General features: G+C 67.6%; 20 protein-coding genes. 12 read left to right on the forward strand and 8 right to left on the reverse strand.

The window, feature by feature from the left end; translation table 11 throughout:
* Window positions 1-13: 13 nt before the first annotated feature.
* From dapA to G6N32_RS09995, 3 genes are read left to right on the forward strand one after another with little or no spacing between them, the layout of a single operon-like run.
* Entirely contained in the window at window positions 14-922 is a 909-nt protein-coding gene (dapA, locus tag G6N32_RS09985) for a 4-hydroxy-tetrahydrodipicolinate synthase (RefSeq protein ID WP_172507278.1), read from the forward strand.
* Between the two features lie 28 nt (window positions 923-950).
* Window positions 951-2,630 (forward strand): ribonuclease J, encoded by a 1,680-nt coding sequence (locus tag G6N32_RS09990; RefSeq protein ID WP_115319466.1) that lies wholly within the window; start codon window positions 951-953, stop codon window positions 2,628-2,630.
* Window positions 2,631-2,666: 36 nt separating this feature from the next.
* Entirely contained in the window at window positions 2,667-3,926 is a 1,260-nt protein-coding gene (locus G6N32_RS09995; RefSeq protein ID WP_115319467.1) for an MFS transporter, read from the forward strand.
* Here G6N32_RS09995 and G6N32_RS10000 read toward each other — a convergent pair.
* From G6N32_RS10000 to G6N32_RS10020, 5 genes are read right to left on the reverse strand one after another with little or no spacing between them, the layout of a single operon-like run.
* Window positions 3,887-4,861 (reverse strand): heme-dependent oxidative N-demethylase family protein, encoded by a 975-nt coding sequence (locus G6N32_RS10000; RefSeq protein ID WP_115321052.1) that lies wholly within the window; start codon window positions 4,859-4,861, stop codon window positions 3,887-3,889. The genes G6N32_RS09995 and G6N32_RS10000 overlap by 40 nt on opposite strands.
* 5 nt (window positions 4,862-4,866) lie before the next feature.
* Window positions 4,867-5,790: a PDR/VanB family oxidoreductase gene (locus G6N32_RS10005; RefSeq protein WP_115319468.1), complete on the reverse strand. Its 924-nt coding sequence runs from the start codon at window positions 5,788-5,790 to the stop codon at window positions 4,867-4,869.
* Window positions 5,787-6,317: a dimethylamine monooxygenase subunit DmmA family protein gene (locus G6N32_RS10010; protein WP_115319469.1), complete on the reverse strand. Its 531-nt coding sequence runs from the start codon at window positions 6,315-6,317 to the stop codon at window positions 5,787-5,789. The genes G6N32_RS10005 and G6N32_RS10010 overlap by 4 nt, the downstream gene beginning before the upstream one ends.
* Window positions 6,318-6,336: 19 nt before the next feature.
* On the reverse strand, window positions 6,337-7,152 hold the full coding sequence (locus tag G6N32_RS10015) for a mycofactocin-coupled SDR family oxidoreductase (protein ID WP_115319470.1): 816 nt from the start codon (window positions 7,150-7,152) through the stop codon (window positions 6,337-6,339).
* Window positions 7,153-7,155: 3 nt separating this feature from the next.
* Window positions 7,156-7,470, reverse strand: coding sequence for a putative quinol monooxygenase (locus G6N32_RS10020; protein ID WP_115319471.1), 315 nt, complete (start codon window positions 7,468-7,470; stop codon window positions 7,156-7,158).
* Window positions 7,471-7,672: 202 nt separating this feature from the next.
* On the opposite strand from G6N32_RS10020, the gene G6N32_RS10025 reads away from it, so the two are divergent.
* Window positions 7,673-10,189 carry an FtsK/SpoIIIE family DNA translocase gene (locus G6N32_RS10025; protein ID WP_115319472.1) on the forward strand — a complete coding sequence of 839 codons (2,517 nt, stop codon included), beginning with the start codon at window positions 7,673-7,675 and terminating at the stop codon, window positions 10,187-10,189.
* A gap of 58 nt (window positions 10,190-10,247) precedes the next feature.
* On the opposite strand, the gene G6N32_RS10030 is transcribed toward G6N32_RS10025, so the two are convergent.
* Entirely contained in the window at window positions 10,248-11,096 is an 849-nt protein-coding gene (locus tag G6N32_RS10030) for a type IV toxin-antitoxin system AbiEi family antitoxin (RefSeq protein WP_115319473.1), read from the reverse strand.
* A 122-nt stretch (window positions 11,097-11,218) separates the two neighbouring features.
* Window positions 11,219-11,719: an amino-acid N-acetyltransferase gene (locus tag G6N32_RS10035; protein ID WP_115319474.1), complete on the reverse strand. Its 501-nt coding sequence runs from the start codon at window positions 11,717-11,719 to the stop codon at window positions 11,219-11,221.
* A gap of 55 nt (window positions 11,720-11,774) precedes the next feature.
* Here G6N32_RS10035 and pgsA point away from each other — a divergent pair, with 55 nt between their 5' ends.
* The 5 genes from pgsA to pspM all read left to right on the forward strand — a co-directional run bounded on the left by pgsA (window position 11,775) and on the right by pspM (window position 15,016).
* Window positions 11,775-12,380, forward strand: a complete 606-nt coding sequence (gene pgsA / locus G6N32_RS10040; protein ID WP_115319475.1) for a CDP-diacylglycerol--glycerol-3-phosphate 3-phosphatidyltransferase — start codon at window positions 11,775-11,777, stop codon at window positions 12,378-12,380.
* Window positions 12,331-12,846, forward strand: a complete 516-nt coding sequence (locus G6N32_RS10045) for a CinA family protein (RefSeq protein ID WP_276047736.1) — start codon at window positions 12,331-12,333, stop codon at window positions 12,844-12,846. Before pgsA ends, G6N32_RS10045 begins: the two co-directional genes overlap by 50 nt.
* Window positions 12,847-12,917: 71 nt before the next feature.
* The gene (clgR, locus tag G6N32_RS10050; RefSeq protein ID WP_115319477.1) at window positions 12,918-13,253 is read left to right on the forward strand and encodes a transcriptional regulator ClgR; all 336 of its coding nucleotides are present in this window, start codon (window positions 12,918-12,920) and stop codon (window positions 13,251-13,253) included.
* A gap of 117 nt (window positions 13,254-13,370) precedes the next feature.
* Complete coding sequence (gene pspA / locus G6N32_RS10055) at window positions 13,371-14,183, forward strand: phage shock protein PspA (protein ID WP_115319478.1); 813 nt, start codon at window positions 13,371-13,373, stop codon at window positions 14,181-14,183.
* A 14-nt stretch (window positions 14,184-14,197) separates the two neighbouring features.
* Window positions 14,198-15,016: a phage shock envelope stress response protein PspM gene (pspM, locus tag G6N32_RS10060; RefSeq protein ID WP_115319479.1), complete on the forward strand. Its 819-nt coding sequence runs from the start codon at window positions 14,198-14,200 to the stop codon at window positions 15,014-15,016.
* On the opposite strand, the gene G6N32_RS10065 is transcribed toward pspM, so the two are convergent.
* Window positions 15,013-15,456 (reverse strand): limonene-1,2-epoxide hydrolase family protein, encoded by a 444-nt coding sequence (locus G6N32_RS10065; RefSeq protein WP_115319480.1) that lies wholly within the window; start codon window positions 15,454-15,456, stop codon window positions 15,013-15,015. The genes pspM and G6N32_RS10065 overlap by 4 nt on opposite strands.
* A gap of 42 nt (window positions 15,457-15,498) precedes the next feature.
* Here G6N32_RS10065 and G6N32_RS10070 point away from each other — a divergent pair, with 42 nt between their 5' ends.
* From G6N32_RS10070 to G6N32_RS10080, 3 genes are read left to right on the forward strand one after another with little or no spacing between them, the layout of a single operon-like run.
* The gene (locus tag G6N32_RS10070; RefSeq protein ID WP_115319481.1) at window positions 15,499-16,665 is read left to right on the forward strand and encodes a glycosyltransferase; all 1,167 of its coding nucleotides are present in this window, start codon (window positions 15,499-15,501) and stop codon (window positions 16,663-16,665) included.
* Between the two features lie 9 nt (window positions 16,666-16,674).
* A complete protein-coding gene (locus G6N32_RS10075; protein ID WP_036338673.1) occupies window positions 16,675-16,869 on the forward strand; it encodes a DUF3046 domain-containing protein in 195 nt (64 codons plus the stop codon).
* A gap of 4 nt (window positions 16,870-16,873) precedes the next feature.
* Complete coding sequence (locus G6N32_RS10080; RefSeq protein ID WP_115319482.1) at window positions 16,874-17,563, forward strand: alpha/beta fold hydrolase; 690 nt, start codon at window positions 16,874-16,876, stop codon at window positions 17,561-17,563.
* Window positions 17,564-17,687: the final 124 nt, after the last annotated feature.

Here is a 17,687-nt window from a genome sequence, read left to right on the forward strand (position 1 = left end):
GCGGGTAATCTAGATGCCCGTGAGCACCAGCGGAATCGATGTCAGCGCCCAGTTGGGCACCGTACTGACCGCGATGGTGACTCCGTTCAAGCCCGACGGCACCGTGGACACGGTCGCCGCGGCGCGGGTGGCCGCCCACCTCGTCGACTCCGGGTGCGACGGACTCGTGCTGTCCGGCACCACCGGCGAGTCGCCGACCACCACTGACGACGAGAAGCGAGCGTTGCTTGCCGCGGTGCTCGAGGCGGTCGGTGACCGGGCCCGCATCGTCGCCGGTGCCGGCACCTACGACACCGCGCACAGCGTGCATCTGGCCAAGACCGCGGCCGCCGAGGGGGCGCACGGTCTGCTCGTCGTCACGCCGTACTACTCGCGTCCGCCGCAGGCCGGCCTGATCGCGCACTTCACCACCGTCGCCGATGCCACCGACCTGCCGGTGATGCTCTACGACATCCCGCCGCGCTCGGTCGTCCCGATCGAGTGGGACAGCATGCGCACGCTGGCGGCGCACCCCAACATCGTGGCGGTCAAGGATGCGAAGGCCGATCTGCACGGTGGCGCTCAGATCATGGCCGAGACCGGGCTGGCCTACTACTCCGGCGACGATGCGCTGAACCTGCCGTGGCTGGCGATGGGTGCGGTCGGCTTCGTCAGTGTGTGGGGACATGTGGCGGCAAGTCAGTTGCGAGACATGCTGAGCGCCTTCAACTCCGGTGACATCGCCACCGCTCGCAAGACCGCCGTGACGCTGGCGCCGCTGAACGCCGCTCAGACTCGTCTGGGCGGGGTCACGTTCGCCAAGGCCGGGCTGCACCTGTTGGGTATCGACGTGGGTGACCCGCGGTTGCCGCAGGTGCCGGCCACCGCCGAGCAGCTCGACGACCTGGCCGCCGACCTGCGCGCAGCGGGCGTACTCCGATGAGTCTGTCGCCGGCCCGGCGGCTCCGGCGATGAACGAGGAGCTGTCACCTCCCGGGCCGCTGGCGCCGGGAGGTCTGCGTGTGACCGCACTGGGCGGCATCAACGAAATCGGCCGGAACATGACCGTTTTCGAGCATCTCGGCCGGCTGCTGATCGTCGACTGCGGGGTGCTGTTCCCCAACCACGACGAACCCGGCGTCGACCTGATCCTGCCGGACCTGCGACACATCTCCGACCGCCTCGACGACATCGAGGCACTGGTCCTGACCCATGCCCATGAAGACCACATCGGCGCGATCCCGTACCTGCTCAAAATGCGGGGCGACATTCCGGTGGTGGGCTCCAAGTTCACCCTGGCGCTGGTGGCCGCCAAGTGTCGCGAGCACCGGGTCAACCCGGTGTTCGTCGAGGTCGCCGAGGGTCAGCGCAGCAGCCACGGGGTGTTCGAATGTCAGTACTTCGCGGTCAACCACTCCATCCCCGACGCACTCGCGGTCGCCATCCACACCGGAGCCGGCACCGTCCTGCACACCGGTGACATCAAACTCGACCAGTTGCCGCCCGACGGCCGCCCCACCGACCTGCCCGGCATGTCCCGCCTCGGCGACGCCGGGGTGGACCTGTTCCTGTGCGACTCGACCAACTCCGAAATCCCCGGCGTGGGACCCTCGGAAAGCGAGGTCGGGCCCAACCTGCACCGGCTGATGCGCAATGCCGAGGGGCAGCGGATCATCGTGGCCTGCTTCGCCTCCAATGTTGATCGTGTGCAGCAGATCGTCGACGCCGCAATAGCATTGGGCCGGCGGGTGTCGTTCGTCGGCCGCTCGATGCTGCGCAATATGGCGATCGCCCGCGAGTTGGGCTTCCTGCATGTCGAGGACCGCGACGTCGTCGACATCGCGATGGCCGAGGAGATGACGCCCGGGCAGGTGGTGTTGATCACCACCGGTACGCAGGGCGAGCCGATGGCGGCGCTGTCGCGGATGTCGCGCGGCGAGCACCGCAGTATCACGGTCACGTCCGACGACCTGATCATCCTGTCCTCGTCGCTGATCCCCGGCAACGAGGAGGCCGTCTACGGAGTGATCGACGACCTGGCCAAGATCGGCGCCAGGGTGGTCACCAATCAACAAGTGCGAGTGCATGTCTCGGGCCATGCCTACGCCGGGGAGCTGCTGTTCCTCTACAACGGGGTGCGGCCGCGCAACGTGATGCCGGTCCACGGCACCTGGCGGATGCTGCGGGCCAACGCCAAGCTGGCCGCCCGCAGCGGCGTGCCGGAGGAGAACATCGTGGTGGCCGAGAGCGGCGTCAGTGTCGATCTGGTCGGCGGCCGGGTCTCGATCGCCGGCGCGGTTCCGGTCGGCAAGATGTTCGTCGACGGCCTGATCATGGGCGACGTCGGCGAGGCCACCCTGGGCGAGCGGCTCATCCTGAGTTCGGGATTCATCGCCGCCACGGTGGTGCTGAACCGCGAGACCGGGCGCCCGGCAGCCCCGCCGCAGCTGCATTCGCGCGGCTTCTCCGAGGACCCCAAGGCATTGGAACCCGCTGCGCGCAAGGTCGAAGCCGAGCTGGAAAAGCTTGCCGCCGAGAATGTCACCGACCCGGTGCGTATCGCGCAGACGGTGCGGCGCACGATCGGAAAGTGGGTGGGGGAGACCTACCGCCGCCAGCCGATGATCGTGCCGACGGTCATCGAAATCTGACGGGCCCGCCCCATACCCGGATAAGCTCTCCTGCTTATGACGGGCTCCGCGCGGGGCGGAAACTATCGGGCACTGCTCACGCAGGGGACGTTCTTCAAGGTGGGCGTCCAAGTCAGCAGCATCTCGGCCGTCATCCCGTACATCGCCGACCAGCTCGGCAGTCCCGGCGTCGTGGTGGCGCTGCTGATGCCGGCGTTCACCGTCGGAACGCTGCTGGGAAGTGTCCTCGGGCCCAAGGTGTTACGCCTCACCGACTCGGTCACCGGGTTGCTGGTCGGAGTTGCGCTGACGCAGGCCGCGCTCACCGCACTGGTCGCACTCGACATCGCGCTGGCGCCTCCCTGGCTGTTCGCGTATCCGCTGCTGCTGGCCTGCCTGCTCATCGGCACCGTCACCGGCAGCTCGCAGGTGGTCTCGCCGATGGCCATGTCGGCGCTGCTGTCGGCCCAGCAACGTGGCGACGTCATGCTCAAGCAGGCCGGATACAGTGGCGCGCTGGTGGTTCTGATCACTGCCTTCACCGCGGGACGCCTGCTGCCCAATTCCCCTCGATGGCACGACGCCGATCTGCTGTGGATCTCGGTGGCGGCCATGGTGTTGGGTGCTTTGTGCTGCGCGACACTGCGAACGCCGGGCGTGCAGCTGGCGAAGGGACCGACCCGCATGGTCGACACCCTGCGGCAGGGACGCTCGCAGCTGCGGACCAATCGGTGGCTGCGGCGTTTCCTGACAACGAATCTGGTGTTCATCCCAGTGATCCTGACGCCCACCTTCTATGCCATCTACGCTGCCGAATTCCTCGGCGCCAGCATCAATGTCGACCAGTTCCTGGTGTTCGTCGGTGTCGGCCTGCTCGCCGGAATTCCGCTGTGGCGGGTGGTTCGCCGCAGTCACGGAGCCCGCGGTGTCTATCTGTGCAGCGCGTTGATCAGCATGGCTGCAGCGGCCCTGTGCATCGCTTCGCAGCAGTGGCATATCGTGCCGGCGCTGTGGGCGTTCGGCCCTGCGATGCTGCTCTCGGCGGTCGCCAACCAGGCGCTGCTGCCCGCCGCCTACGACTGGATCTTCGACCACGCCGACAATGCCGATGCGGCCGTGCTGATCAGCTGCACCCACATCGTCATCAGCCTGGGAATGATCGTTGCCGGATTCAGCCTGGGCATCATCGCCGAAGGGGCGCCTGCGGTCTGGCCGCTCGTCACGATGCTGGCGCTCACCGTCGCCGCCGCGTTCTCCGCGGCGCTGGTTCCGCGGACTCAGCGGGAGAGCAGCCAGGAGACCGCGCGGTCCCGATAGGCGGCCAGTCCCTTGTATTCGACCATGTCGTCGGGCAATTCGGCCAACACCGCGGCGGTGCGCGCCCGCCACTGGTCGACAGTCGCGATATCGGCCAGCGGCAGCATGTAGCTGCGGATCAGAAAGCAGATCGCACCTGACTCGGGCAGCCGGATCAGGTGCTGGACCTCCACCCGCAGATGGATGAGCCGGCCGAACGTGTCGTCGTCGACGGCGTCCAGGTACGCGCGATCGGGCAGCGACTGCGGCAACGCTTCGGTGGACACGTCGAGCCGCCTGCCGACGGTCATCGACCAGTTGGTCCGGCGGTAGATGCCGCCCGCCTGCAGCCGCATCAAGAATTCCCGGGCCCGGGTGATCACCCCGGTCTCCCGTAACCGGGGGACCGGTCCGTGAATCTCCAGGAATGTCATCCCGACGTCGAAGCCGAACGACCAGCCCGCGGCGAACGTGACCACCCCGGCGTCGGCGAACAGGTCGCCGTCACGCTGGTCGAGCAGCACGATGTCCTCCTGCACCTGACCGGCGATATAGGCCAGCGGATCGCACGGCAGGCTTGACTCGTCGCCGATCACAAATTCTTGGGTGATGCCGAGCAATTCGTTGCGCCAACACCAGGTGTCGCCGTCGCGGCTCAGGGACATCGTTGCCGGATACGAGGCGGCGAGCTCGGTCATCAACGTCAGCATGGTGTCCCAGCACGCGATTCGCATGTGCGGCAACACCGCATGCCGGGACGGATCGGCGGCCAGGATGCGGCGGCGCTCGGCGAGCTCGCGGGTGTACTCGCTGTCGATGTCCACCACCGGCTCGCCCCACTGCCCGGTCGCAGTGGTCACCACCTCGCGTGCGGGCGCGATGTTGGTGCTGTACCGGTAGGAGTCGGCCGAATACGGGAACGGAAAGGACGCAACCAGATCCGCTGCCGACACCAGGCCGCTCACAGGTCCAACTCCACCCGGCCCGAACCGCGGGAGACGCAGGCCATCATCGAGTCGCGGCGCTCATCGTCGGTGAGGAAGAGGTCGCGGTGCAGCACCACTCCGCCGCGTACCGGAATGCGGCATTCGCCACAGACACCCTGCCGGCACAGATTGCGGATGACATATCCGTGGGCGGTCAACGACTCCAGCAGCGAGACCCCTGACTCGACGGTGAATGTGCTTCCATCGGAGGACAGTTCGACCTCGAACGGGTCGCCCGGTGCGAGCTCGCCGCCGAAGTGTTCGATATGGATGCGGCTCGGGGGCCAGCCGAGCCCGGTGGCGACGGCGACCACGTCGTCGATGAATTGGCTTGGACCGCAGAGGTAGGCGTGCGTGCCGAACGGCTGGGCGGCCAGCGTCGCCGTCAACTCGGCGAGGAAGGCCGCTCTGTCGGTGAAGAACGACGCGTTCTCGGTCAGCGAGCGGATCTCGTCGACATACGCGCCGCGTCCCTCACGAAAGATGTACAGCAGCCGCACATCTCGGCCCCAGCGGCGCGCGCTGCGCAGATGCGACACCATCGGGGTGATCCCGATGCCGGCTGCGATCAACAGGTGTCGCCGGGCGCGCAACACCGGGGCGAAGGCGCTGCGCGGCGGGTGTACGACGACAGTGTCACCCAGTCTCAGTTCGCGGTGAATCCACCGCGAGCCACCGCGGCCCGCGGGGCATTCCAGTACCGACACCACATATTCGCTCGGCGCATTGCTCTCGCCGGTCAGCGAATAGGCGTTGGCCCCGCCGGGGTGTTCGACCACCACGTGGCTACCGGGCGTGAACGACGGCAGCGCCGCACCGTCGGCACGGGCCAGCGTCAGAGTCCTGATTCCGGGCACCGTGTCGTCGATCGCGGCGACGTGCACAATAAGCCTGGTCATGGCGTCGCGTCTGCGGTCGTCGCGAATCCGAGGTGGGCTCCGATCCGTCGAGAGACGTGGTAGTACACGAACAATCGGCGCGCGCAGCCGGTGCAGGTGATCTCCTCGGACAATCCCGTCGCCGCCGTGGTCGTGATCCGGCAGTGTGCGCAGTAGATCTCGCGGGTGGTGACTTCGGTACTGGCGACAGTGATTTCGTCGTCGGCCGCGCCGAGTTCGAAGGCGCGAGCGCGGACGCGAAGACACGCGTGCGCGGGACCCGCCAGCAGAAGCCGCCAGCCGACTTGCGCGTCGTGGAGGTCGGCCTCCAGCGCGGCGCACGCCGCTTCGGCGTCGGCTACCTGATGCACCCGGGGCCGGGCGTCGGGATGGGCCGCGCGGATCTCGTCGACCCACCGTGCGGCGATGGCGGCCGCGTCGGTCCCGACGGCGAGCACCGTCCAGCGCCGGCCGGTGAGATCGGCCGTCGGACAGGTCGGTTCGACGGCCCAGGCCGGGACGCTGGTGAGCTCCAGATCAGGTGTCATCGTCACCCGATCGTAAGTGCTAACGCTTGTTCGTGAACCCGGCGTCGACGGGCAACGCGACGCCGGTCACATAGCGGCCGGCATCCGACACCAGGTAGTACACCGCATTGGCGATGTCCTCAGGTTCCAGCGTCTGGACCGGCAGCGCGTTGGTCATGTCCGGGCCGCCGAAGTTCTGTTGGGCGATGCCTTCGAGCCAGGAACGGGTGAACTCGTTGTCGATCATCGGGGTGTTCACCCCTGCCGGATGCACCGAGTTGACCCGAATATTAAATGCGGCAAGGAAATTCGCGTACGCCCGCATCAGGCCGACGACGCCGTGCTTGGCGACGGTGTAGCCCAGCGATCCGGCGATCGGGGCGCCGATGCCGACCAGGCCGGCCACCGAGCTGGTCAGCACGATCGCGCCGCCGTCGCCCTGCTTGATCAGCGGCTTCATCGCCACGTCGACCGTGTGATAAACCCCGGTGAGGTTGACGTCGATCACGTCCTGCCAGGCGCCGTCGTCGGCCATCGGGGCGATCCCGGCGTTCGCGATGACGATGTCGAGCCGGCCGAGTTCCTCGATGCCCTGGTACATGGCGTTCTTGAGCGCCGTCCGGTCGCGGACGTCGGCCTCACGGGCGACGATTCGCGCGCCGGTGTCCTCGACGAGCTTCACGGTGGCCGCCATGTCCTCGGGCGTGGCCATCGGATAGGGGACGCTGGCGATCTGGTCGCAGAGGTCCACCGCGATGATGCCGGCACCCTGCGATGCCAGCTTCACCGCGTGCGCGCGGCCCTGGCCGCGGGCCGCACCGGTGATCAGTGCGACCTTGCCGTCGAGTTCACCCATGGCTTAGGGGCGGACCTGGCCCTTGGCCGGATCGCCGGCCGGGATGGGGGTGAGCATCTTGATGTCGGGGGCGCCGTCGAGGTGCTCACCGATCTCGCCGAACAGCGTGGTCACGCCGGGCGCGGTGCTGTGGGTCTTGAGTGCGTCCTCGTCGGCCCACTGCTCGACGAACACGAACGTCTTGTCGCCCTCGTGGACGGCGTAGAGGTCGCAGCCGGGCTCGTCGTGGACCGCCGCGACGGCCTTCTTGCAGGCCTCGCGCACAGCGTCGACGGATTCGGGCTTGACGGTGAAGCTGGCAACGACGACGACGGGCATGCGCGGAGCTCCTCAGCTCTCGTAGGTGTGACGGCGCTTACGTTAGCCCTGCTTCGTAATGCCACGAGAACGGGTCCCGGTCAGCGGCGCGGGGTGCCCGAAATCGACCTCAGCCGGCGTTGGTCGCAGTCTGGCAACGACGCGCCGTGGAACGGGTGTTGCGGATGGTGCAGATGGGGCACATGCGACTAGGCTTGCCCGCATGGCGAACAAGACGGCCGCTCGCTCAAGCGCGCGAACGACCAGGTCAAAGGGTGCGACGCGGTCGGCCAAGCCGGCCCCGCGGCGCAAGCCTGCCAAGAAGCGCACCTCCTCGCCGGTCGCCACCGCGGCCGCGACCGGGGGACGCGCAGCGCGGGCGACCTGGCTGATGTTGGCCAAGGGGGCGGGCTCGACCGCCCGATCGGTCGGTCGAGCCCGCGACATCGAGCCCGGGCATCGCCGGGACGGCATCGCGCTGGGGCTGCTGGCAGTCGCGGTCGTGATCGCGGCCAGTTCGTGGTTCGACGCTGCCCGGCCGGTCGGCGCCTGGATCGACTCTGTGCTGCGGACGCTGGTCGGCGGAGCCGTCGTGCTGCTGCCCATCATCATCTGCGCGATCGCTGTCCTTCTGATGCGCACCGAACCCAATCCCGAGGCGCGGCCCCGCCTGATCCTGGGGTGCGCGATGGTCGCCCTGCCGGTTGTGGGCCTGTGGCATCTGTGGTCGGGTGCGCCACAGGACCCCGCCGATCGGCAACGCGCAGCGGGCTTCATCGGCTTCGCCATCGGTGGTCCGCTGTCCGACGGGCTGACCCCGTGGATCGCCACCCCGCTGCTGATCATCGCTGCGTTGTTCGGGCTGCTGCTGCTGACCGGCACCACGATTCGGGAGGTCCCGGACACGCTCTACGCGATGTTCAGCACCCGTGGCCACTACGACGACGACGACGAGTACTACGACGACGAGGAGCCGGAGGACGTCGCTCCCGCGGAGCCGGAGGACTTCTCCGACGGCTACTACGACGATCCGCGCTCGTACACCGATGAGGCGCCGGCCTGGCCGGGCGCCGAGGGACCGGTCGGCACACCGCTGGACAACTACCCGCTCGACGAGGACTCGCCGACGGTGCCCGAGCCGGTGAAGGCGCGGCGTAAGAAGGCCACCCCGAAGCCGGAGCCCGTGGCGGAGACCGCCACCCAGGACACCAAGGTGCTGGATCGTGTTGTCGAGGGCCCGTACACGTTGCCGTCGCTGGACCTGCTGGTTGCCGGCGACCCGCCGAAGCGGCGCAGCGCGGCCAATGACCAGATGGTGGAGCGGATTTCATCGGTCCTGCAGCAGTTCAAGGTCGACGCCGCAGTGACCGGCTGCACCAGGGGCCCGACGGTGACGCGCTACGAGGTTGAACTCGGCCCCGGCGTCAAGGTCGAGAAAATCACTGCGCTGCAACGCAATATCGCCTACGCGGTGGCCACCGAGAGTGTCCGTATCCTCGCGCCGATCCCGGGCAAGTCCGCTGTGGGCATCGAAGTGCCCAACACCGACCGTGAAACGGTCCGGCTCGCAGACGTTCTCACTGCGCCGTCCACCCGCGGTGACCATCGCCCGCTGGTGATCGGATTGGGCAAGGACATCGAGGGTCACTTCGTCTCGGCGAACCTGGCCGATATGCCGCACCTGCTGGTGGCCGGCTCCACCGGCTCGGGTAAGTCCAGCTTCGTCAACTCGATGCTGGTGTCGCTGCTGGCTCGTGCCACCCCTGAGGAAGTGCGGATGATCCTCATCGACCCGAAGATGGTGGAACTCACGCCGTACGAAGGTATTCCGCACCTCATCACGCCGATCATCACTCAGCCCAAGAAGGCGGCGGCGGCGTTGGCGTGGCTGGTCGAAGAGATGGAGCAGCGCTACCAGGACATGCAGGCCTCCCGCGTGCGCCACATCAAGGACTTCAACGCCAAGGTGCGGTCCGGGGAGATCACCGCGCCGCTGGGCAGCCAGCGGGTGTACAAGCCCTACCCGTTGATTCTTGCGGTCGTCGACGAGCTCGCCGACCTGATGATGACCGCGCCGCGTGACGTCGAAGAGGCGATCGTGCGGATCACCCAGAAGGCCCGCGCAGCAGGCATCCACCTGGTGCTGGCCACCCAGCGGCCATCGGTCGACGTCGTCACCGGTCTGATCAAGACCAACGTGCCGTCGCGGCTGTCCTTCGCGACGTCGTCACTGACCGACAGCCGGGTCATCCTCGACCAGCCGGGCGCCGAGAAGCTGATCGGCATGGGCGATGGTCTGTTCCTGCCGATGGGCGCCTCCAAGCCGGAGCGGTTGCAGGGTGCCTACGTCAGCGACGAGGAGATCCACGCCGTCGTGCAGGCCTGCAAGGACCAGGCCGAGCCCGAATACACCGAGGGTGTGACCGCGGCCAAGCCGAGCGGCGAGCGCACCGACGTCGACCCCGATATCGGCGACGACATGGACGTCTTCCTGCAGGCCGTCGAACTCGTGGTGTCCTCGCAGTTCGGCTCGACGTCGATGCTGCAGCGCAAGTTGCGGGTCGGCTTCGCCAAGGCCGGCCGGCTCATGGACCTGATGGAGACCCGCAACATCGTCGGGCCGTCCGAAGGCTCCAAGGCTCGCGAGGTGCTGGTCAAGCCTGATGAACTCGCCGGGACGCTGATGCTCATCCGCGGTGCCCGCGCCGCCGAGGACGACGACGAGGACGAGGACTTCTAGTCGCCGAGTGAGCGCTCACGTCTCATGTTCCGCCAGGAAGTGAGGCGTGAGCGCTCAATCAACTTGCGACGCGCTGTGATTGGATGTCCCACGCCCGTCGCACTCGGCTGATGACATCGCTACGACGGTGGTCAGCCAGCACACGCACCACGACCCATCCGACTGATCCCAGATAGTCCTGCCGATCCACGTCGACGGTGTACGCGGTGCGACTGGTGCGATGGTGCTCACCGTCGTACTCGACCGCCACCCGAAGGTCGGGCCAGCCCATGTCCAGGTAGTACCACCGCCCACACGGTCGTGTTATCGGGATCTGCGTGTGCGGGCGCGGAAAGCCGGCATTGATGAGATCCAGTCGCAGGTACGTCTCCTGGGGTGATTGCGCACCAGCGTCGAGGGCGTCCAGCATGGACGAAACTCGCCCGACCCCTCGCAGACGCGGATGAGCATCAGCGATCGCCACGACGTCAACGGCTGAGAAATGGGTTGCGTTGGCCAAGGCGTCCAGCTCGGCGATCCCGCGCCTCGAGGGACCGCGCCGCGCCAGATCGAACGCGGTCCGGCCGACGGTTGTGACGGGTAGACCACCATGGCTGGTGAGTTCGGACGCCAGAAGGGTCTCGCGGCGGGTGACGATCCCGCGTGGACTGCGATTGTTGGAAAAGTTGAGCTCGATCGGAATATTAGGATCAATCCAGCGCGCACCATGCAGAGCTGCCGCCGCGCTGCCGGTCACAACTGCATGCCGCCCCGACCACAGCCAGGCCGCGGTGGTTCGGTCCAGCAGTGTCAGTTCTCCGCGCGGGGCGTACACATCGGGGAATAGGCGCTGATAGGTGTTGGCGAGTTGGTAGCGGTTCACCCGGCCGGCCGCGAGGGCTTCGGAGCCGATGAATACCCGCGTCACGGCGCCCTACGGTGCCAGTCGAGCTGCCAGCGGGCTCTCAGCTATCCACAGCGCCGTTTGATTGAGTGCCGACGTGTCATATTCCGCCCGGGAATGAGGCGTGAGCGCTCACCCAACGCGGCTCAGAGCTTGAGCAGCATCCGGGTGTTGCCGAGGATGTTCGGCTTGACGTACGACAGGTCGAGGAACTCGGCGACACCGATGTCGTAGGACCGGCACATCTCCTCGTACACCTCGGAGGTGACCGGGGTGCCCTCGATCTCGGTGAAGCCGTGGCGGCCGAAGAACTCCGTCTCGAAGGTCAGCACGAACAGCCGCTGCAGTTGCAGCTCGCGGGCCACCGTGAGCAGCTGGTCGACGATCGTGTGACCGATGCCGCGGCCCTTGACTTTCGGGTCGACGGCCACCGTGCGGACCTCGCCGAGGTCAGCCCACAGGACGTGCAACGCCCCGCAGCCCACGACCTCGCCGTCGACCTCGGCCACCCAGAATTCCTGGACCGCCTCGTAGAGGGTGACCAGGTTCTTCTCGAGCAGGATGCGGCCCGCGTAGATGTCGACCAGACGCTTGATATCCGCGACATCCGAGGTGCGGGCGCGGCGGACGACGACATCGGAGCTCACGGGTGCAGAGTATCGGGCGTGAGGAGCCCGGCTGCCAACCGATATTCTGTTTGCCGTGTCGGGACAACCGCAAACACCTCCGGCGGTCCCGCGCGTGCGGGTCGCCAACTTGGCCAACTTCCTGACCGGTATCCGTCTGGTCCTGGTCCCGATCTTCCTGCTGTTCCTGTTCGCCGGTGACGGCCACGAAACAGCCAGCCGCCTAACGGCTTTCATCATCTTCACGGTGGCGGTCATCACCGATCGGCTGGACGGTTCGCTGGCCCGTACCTACGGGATGGTCACCGAGTTCGGCAAGCTGGCCGACCCGATCGCGGACAAGATGCTGATCGGCGCAGCTCTGATCGGGCTGTCGATGCTCGGCGACCTGCCGTGGTGGGTGACCGTGGTGATCCTGATTCGCGAGCTCGGCATCACCGTGCTGCGCTTCGCGGTGCTGCGGCGCGGGGTGATCCCAGCCAGCCGCGGGGGCAAGCTCAAGACGTTGGTGCAGGCCGTCGCGATCGGACTGTTCGTGCTGCCGCTCCACAACTGGCCGCCGGCCTGGCACACCGTGGCCTGGGTGATCATGTGGGCGGCGATCGTCCTGACCGTGCTCACCGGGGCCGACTATGTGGTCTCGGCGATCAAGGACTCCCGTGAGCGAACCGCTGGCCGATGACGGGGCTCGCTCGCTGGTCGCCCTGCTGACCACGCGCGGACAGACCGTGGCGACGGCCGAGTCGCTGACCGCCGGTCTTCTGGCGGCGACGCTGGCCGGGGTGCCAGGGGCCAGCGCGGTGCTGAGCGGCGGGCTGGTGACCTACACCGTAGAAACCAAGATCGCGCTGGCAGGCGTGCCCCGGCAGCTGCTCGACGACGTCGGACCCGTCGCGGCGCCGACGGCCGCAGCGCTGGCCGAGGGGGCACGCGATCGCTGTCAGGCGACCTGGGGCGTGGGCCTGACCGGGGTGGCCGGGCCGGAACCGCACGGCGGACATCCGGTCGGCACCGTATTCCTGGGGCTGGCCGGTCCCGGCCCTACCGAGGTCGCCGAACTGCGGCTGGCCGGTACACGCTGGGACATCCGGCTGGCGGCCGTACACCAGGCGATCGGGCGGCTGCACGAGCTCGTCGAGCGATCCTGAGGTTCCTGGGAACCAAATCGGGTGTCCGCGGCGTTGAACGGATCGTTGCAACTCTTGGAGGAGGACACCCGATGGCGATTCTGCTGCGTGAGGTGATCGGCGACGTGCTGCGTGACGCTCGCACGTCGCAGGGACGCACCCTTCGTGAGGTGTCCGATTCGGCTCGAGTGAGCCTGGGCTACCTGTCCGAAGTCGAGCGCGGCCGCAAGGAAGCCTCCAGTGAGTTGCTCAGCGCGATCTGCACCGCATTGGACGTCCCGCTGTCGCGGGTGCTGACCGATGCCGGCGCCAAGATGGCCGACCGCGAGCGACTCGCCCGGCTGACCGCTGTGCCGGCCCAGGACGGCACGATCGACGTCACCACCAAGGTGGTCATCCCGCACCCCGTCACGATGGCGGTGGCCTGAGCCCCGAGCCGGCCGCGACCGGGTCACATGCCGACAAGGGTGTGGCCGGGCGTGGTTAACCGATAAATTGGGCACGACCACCGAACTGCGGCACCCGATACACAGACGGAGCAACTGATGGCCAACCCGTTCGTCAAGGCGTGGAAGTACTTCACAGCGCTCTTCAACTCGAAGATCGACGAATATGCCGACCCCAAGGTGCAGATTCAGCAGGCTATCGAGGATGCCCAGCGCCAGCACCAGGGCCTGACCCAGCAGGCCGCCCAGGTCATCGGCAACCAGCGCCAGCTGGAGATGCGCCTGAACCGTCAGCTCGCCGATATCGAGAAGCTTCAGGTCAACGTCCGTCAAGCGCTGACGCTGGCCGACCAGGCGGTGGCGTCCGGGGATGCCGCCAAGGCCACCGAGTACAACAACGCCGCCGAGGCGTTCGCCGCGCAGCTGGTCACCGCCGAGCAGAGCGTGGAAGACCTCAAGGCTCTGCACGATCAGGCGCTGCAGGCCGCCGGCCAGGCCAAGAAGGCCGTCGAGCAGAACGCGATGATGCTGCAGCAGAAGATCGCCGAGCGGACCAAGCTGCTGTCCCAGCTCGAGCAGGCCAAGATGCAGGAGCAGGTCAGCGCGTCGCTGCGGTCGATGAGCGAGCTGGCCGCACCCGGCAATACCCCCAGCCTCGACGAGGTGCGCGACAAGATCGAACGTCGCTACGCCACCGCGATGGGCGAGGCCGAGCTGGCGCAGAACTCGGTGCAGGGCCGCATGCTCGAGGTGCAGCAGGCCAGTGTGCAGATGGCCGGACATTCCCGGCTCGAGCAGATCCGCGCGTCGATGCGTGGGGACGCCCTGCCCGCCGGTGGCACTGCGGCCGCTCCGGCCAACCCCGCCGCACCGGCGGTCACCCCCGAGCCCGAGAAGCCACTAGGCCAGTAGGAGGCGAGTATTCGATGGCGGTGACTCCCTTTTTATCGCGTCAATGGCGTTCGGTCATGCAGCGCGGTATCGACACCGTCAGCGAGTACGCCGATGTGGCGGCCCAGAAGCTCAGTGCCGTCTCCGATCCGCGGGCCCGGCTGCTGCGTAAGCGACGCTGGGCGTTGCGGCTTGGGTTGTTCTTCTCATTCGCGACGGTGTTCTGGGTGGCCGTCACCGGGCTGCTCGCCACCTGGAGCACACCGGTATGGGGGCTGATCATCACCGGGGTCATCGCCGCCGGCGCCGCCGTGCCCGCCACCCTGTTCTTGCTGCGCTACCGCTGGCTGCGGGGCGAGCCGCTGCCGCCCACCCGTCAGGTCAGCGGCCGCCGACTGCCGCCGCACGGATCCGTAGCCCGGCCGTCGATGTCGGCTCTCGGCGCCTCTGAGCGCGGCTTTCACTCGCTACTGGGTGTGATGCAGCGCGGGAACATGTTGCCGCCGGAAGAGATTCGCGAACTCATCGCAGCAGCGGATCGCACCGCAGCGACGATGGCGGCCACGGCAGACGAGGTGGTGTCGATGGAGCGCGCCGCGATCGAGACACCGCATTCGCAGTCCTACCTGGCGCCGACCATCAACGCGTTCACCGCGCAGCTCAACACCGGAGTGCGGCAGTACAACGAAATGGTCACCGCCGCAGCGCAACTGGTGTCCGCGGCCAACACCGGCGGGATGTCGAGCTCGCCGATGTCGCAGCAGCGCTACCGCAACGAGCTCGCAGGAGCGACCGACCGCCTGATGGGCTGGGCGCAGGCCTTCGACGAACTGGGCCAGCTCCGCCGCGCTTAGAGCGTCGGTCGCAGACCCGGCACCACCGCGCCGATGAGGCCGCGAACAGTGGCTTTGGTCATGTCGAACATGTCGAAGTAGTCCCGCCACAAGGTGATTCGGCCGTCCTTGACCTCGAAGACGCCGCACACCCAGAACTGCAACCGCACCGGGCCCACCCGCAGCACGTCGGTGCGCTCGGTGAGCACCACCGGGCCGTTGACCGCGATGCGGTGGATCTTGACCTCGAAGCCGAAGCTTGGACGCTGCAGGCCTTTGAACAGCTTCATGGTCCGCTTGCGGCCACGGACGGTGGGGAAGCCGACGTTCTGGTAGACGAGATTGTCGTCCAACTGAAGATCGGCGGTGGCCAGGTCCTGGTCCTGCAGTGCGTTGAGGAAAACCTCGACCGTATGGGCGTTGTCGATATCGGAGCTCACGTTGGTGATCTGCTCGGTCATGCTCTCGAGCCTAGGCCGGATGCGCTGTGGCAGGGTAGGCCCGTGCGCGTCGCGGTGGTGGCAGGACCAGATCCCGGCCATGCATTTCCCGCGATCGCGCTGTGCCTGCGTCTGGCGGCAGCGGGGGATCGCCCCATCCTGCTCACCGGCACCGAATGGCTGGACACGGCGCGCGCCGCCGGCATCGAGGCGGTCGAACTCGTGGGTCTCGACGTCACCGGCGACGATGACGACACCGACGCCGGCGCCAAGATCCACCAACGCGCCGCGCGGATGGCTGTGCTCAACGTCCCGGTCTTGCATGAACTAGCACCCGACCTGATCGTCTCCGACGTCATCACCGTCTGCGGCGGGATGGCCGCCGAGCTGATCGGCACCCCATGGGTCGAGCTGAACCCTCAGCCGCTCTACCGGCCGTCGCGGGGACTGCCGCCTTTGGGTAGCGGGTTGGCGCCTGGCACCGGGGTCCGCGGCCGGCTGCGGGATGCGATTCTGCGCGCCCTGACCGCGCGGTCGTGGAAGGAAGGGGAGCGACAGCGGTCGGCGGCACGGGTGCAGATCGGCCTGCCCGCCCGTGATCCGGGGCCGGTGCGCCGGCTGATCGCGACCCTGCCTGCCTTGGAGGTGCCGCGCCCGGACTGGCCGGCCGAGGCCGTCGTCGTGGGGCCGTTGCACTTCGAGCCGACCGACGCGGTGTTGCCGGTTCCGCCGGGGGACGGCCCGGTGATCGTGGTGGCGCCGTCAACCGCCGCGATCGGAGCACAGGGCGTGACCGAGCTGGTGCTGGAGCACCTGGTGCCCGGCCACACGCTGCCTGCCGGGTCGCGGGTGGTGATCTCCCGGCTCGGCGGCGAGGAGCTGGATGTGCCGCCGTGGGCGACGGTGGGACTGGGCCGCCAGGACGAGCTGCTGACCCACGCTGATCTGGTGATCTGTGGCGGCGGGCACGGAATGCTGTCCAAGACGCTGCTCGCGGGTGTGCCGATGGTGGTCATTCCGGGCGGGGGTGACCAGTGGGAGTTGGCGAATCGTGTTGTGCGACAAGGTAGTGCGCGCCTGATCAGGCCGCTTGCCGTCGAGGCGCTGGTGGCCGAGGTGGGCGAAGTGCTGTCTTCGCCCGGCTATCGGGAGGCGGCACGGCGGGCCGGCGAGAGCATCGCGGACGTCGCCGATCCGGTACGGGTGTGCCACGAATCGGTGGCTGGGTAAGTTGGTGGCGTGCGGCTGACGGAATTCACCGAACTCGTCGAGGGGCAATTCGGGCGGGTTCGAGGCGGCTCGCTGCTGGTGGATCACGTGCTCACCCAGTTGGGCGGACGGACCGCCGCGCAGGCCATCGAGGACGGTGTGGAGCCCCGCGACGTGTGGCGGGCGCTATGCGCGGACTTCGACGTGCCGCGTGATCAGTGGTGAGCGCATGAGCACCTTCGCGTTGATCCACGGCGCCTGGCACGGGCCGTGGTGCTGGGAGCGGTTGATTCCCGAATTGGAGCGGCGCGGGCACCGGGCGATCGCGGTGGACGTCCGGTTCGATGATCCGACGGCAACGTTCACCGACCATGCCGCCACATTTGCGGCAGCCATAGACGAGAACGACCACGACGTCGTCGCTGTCGGCCACTCGCTGGGCAGCTATGCGTTGCCGTGGATCGCCGACCGCTGCCTGCTTCGTCACCAGGTGTATTTGTGCGGCTTGGTCGCGGAGCCCGGCCGCACCATCGCTGAGCTGAATCGGGAGCAACACATACTCAATCCGGGTCATTCGGCCGGACTCGCCAAGGTCGACGGCGGCACCCGATGGATCGACCTCGACCTGGCGCGATCGATCTTCTATCCGGATTGCGATGAAGAGATCGTCACCTCGGCGATCCCACGGCTGCGAGTTCAGGCGCGCGAGCCGATGTCGCAGCGCTGCACGTTCGATCGGCTCCCGTCGATTCCGGCCACCTACATCGTGTGCGCGGAGGACCGGATGGTCGATCCAGGCTGGTCGCGACGGGTGGCGACGGAGCGGCTCGGGGCGGAGGTGGTGGAGCTGCCGGGGGGTCATTCGCCGTTCTACTCCCGCCCGGCAGTTCTGGCCGACGCCCTGCATCGGCTCGTCTGACACGCGCGGCGCGCCTCCTTGCCATCGAACACATGTTCGTTATGGTGGTCAACGTTCGACCGTTTTGTCGGAGCCCTGTCCTAACGTCACGGCCAACCGACCGAGAACCGGTCAACAACGACTA

Origin of the sequence: Mycolicibacterium aichiense, assembly GCF_010726245.1 — a bacterium.
GTDB classification, from domain to species: domain Bacteria; phylum Actinomycetota; class Actinomycetes; order Mycobacteriales; family Mycobacteriaceae; genus Mycobacterium; species Mycobacterium aichiense.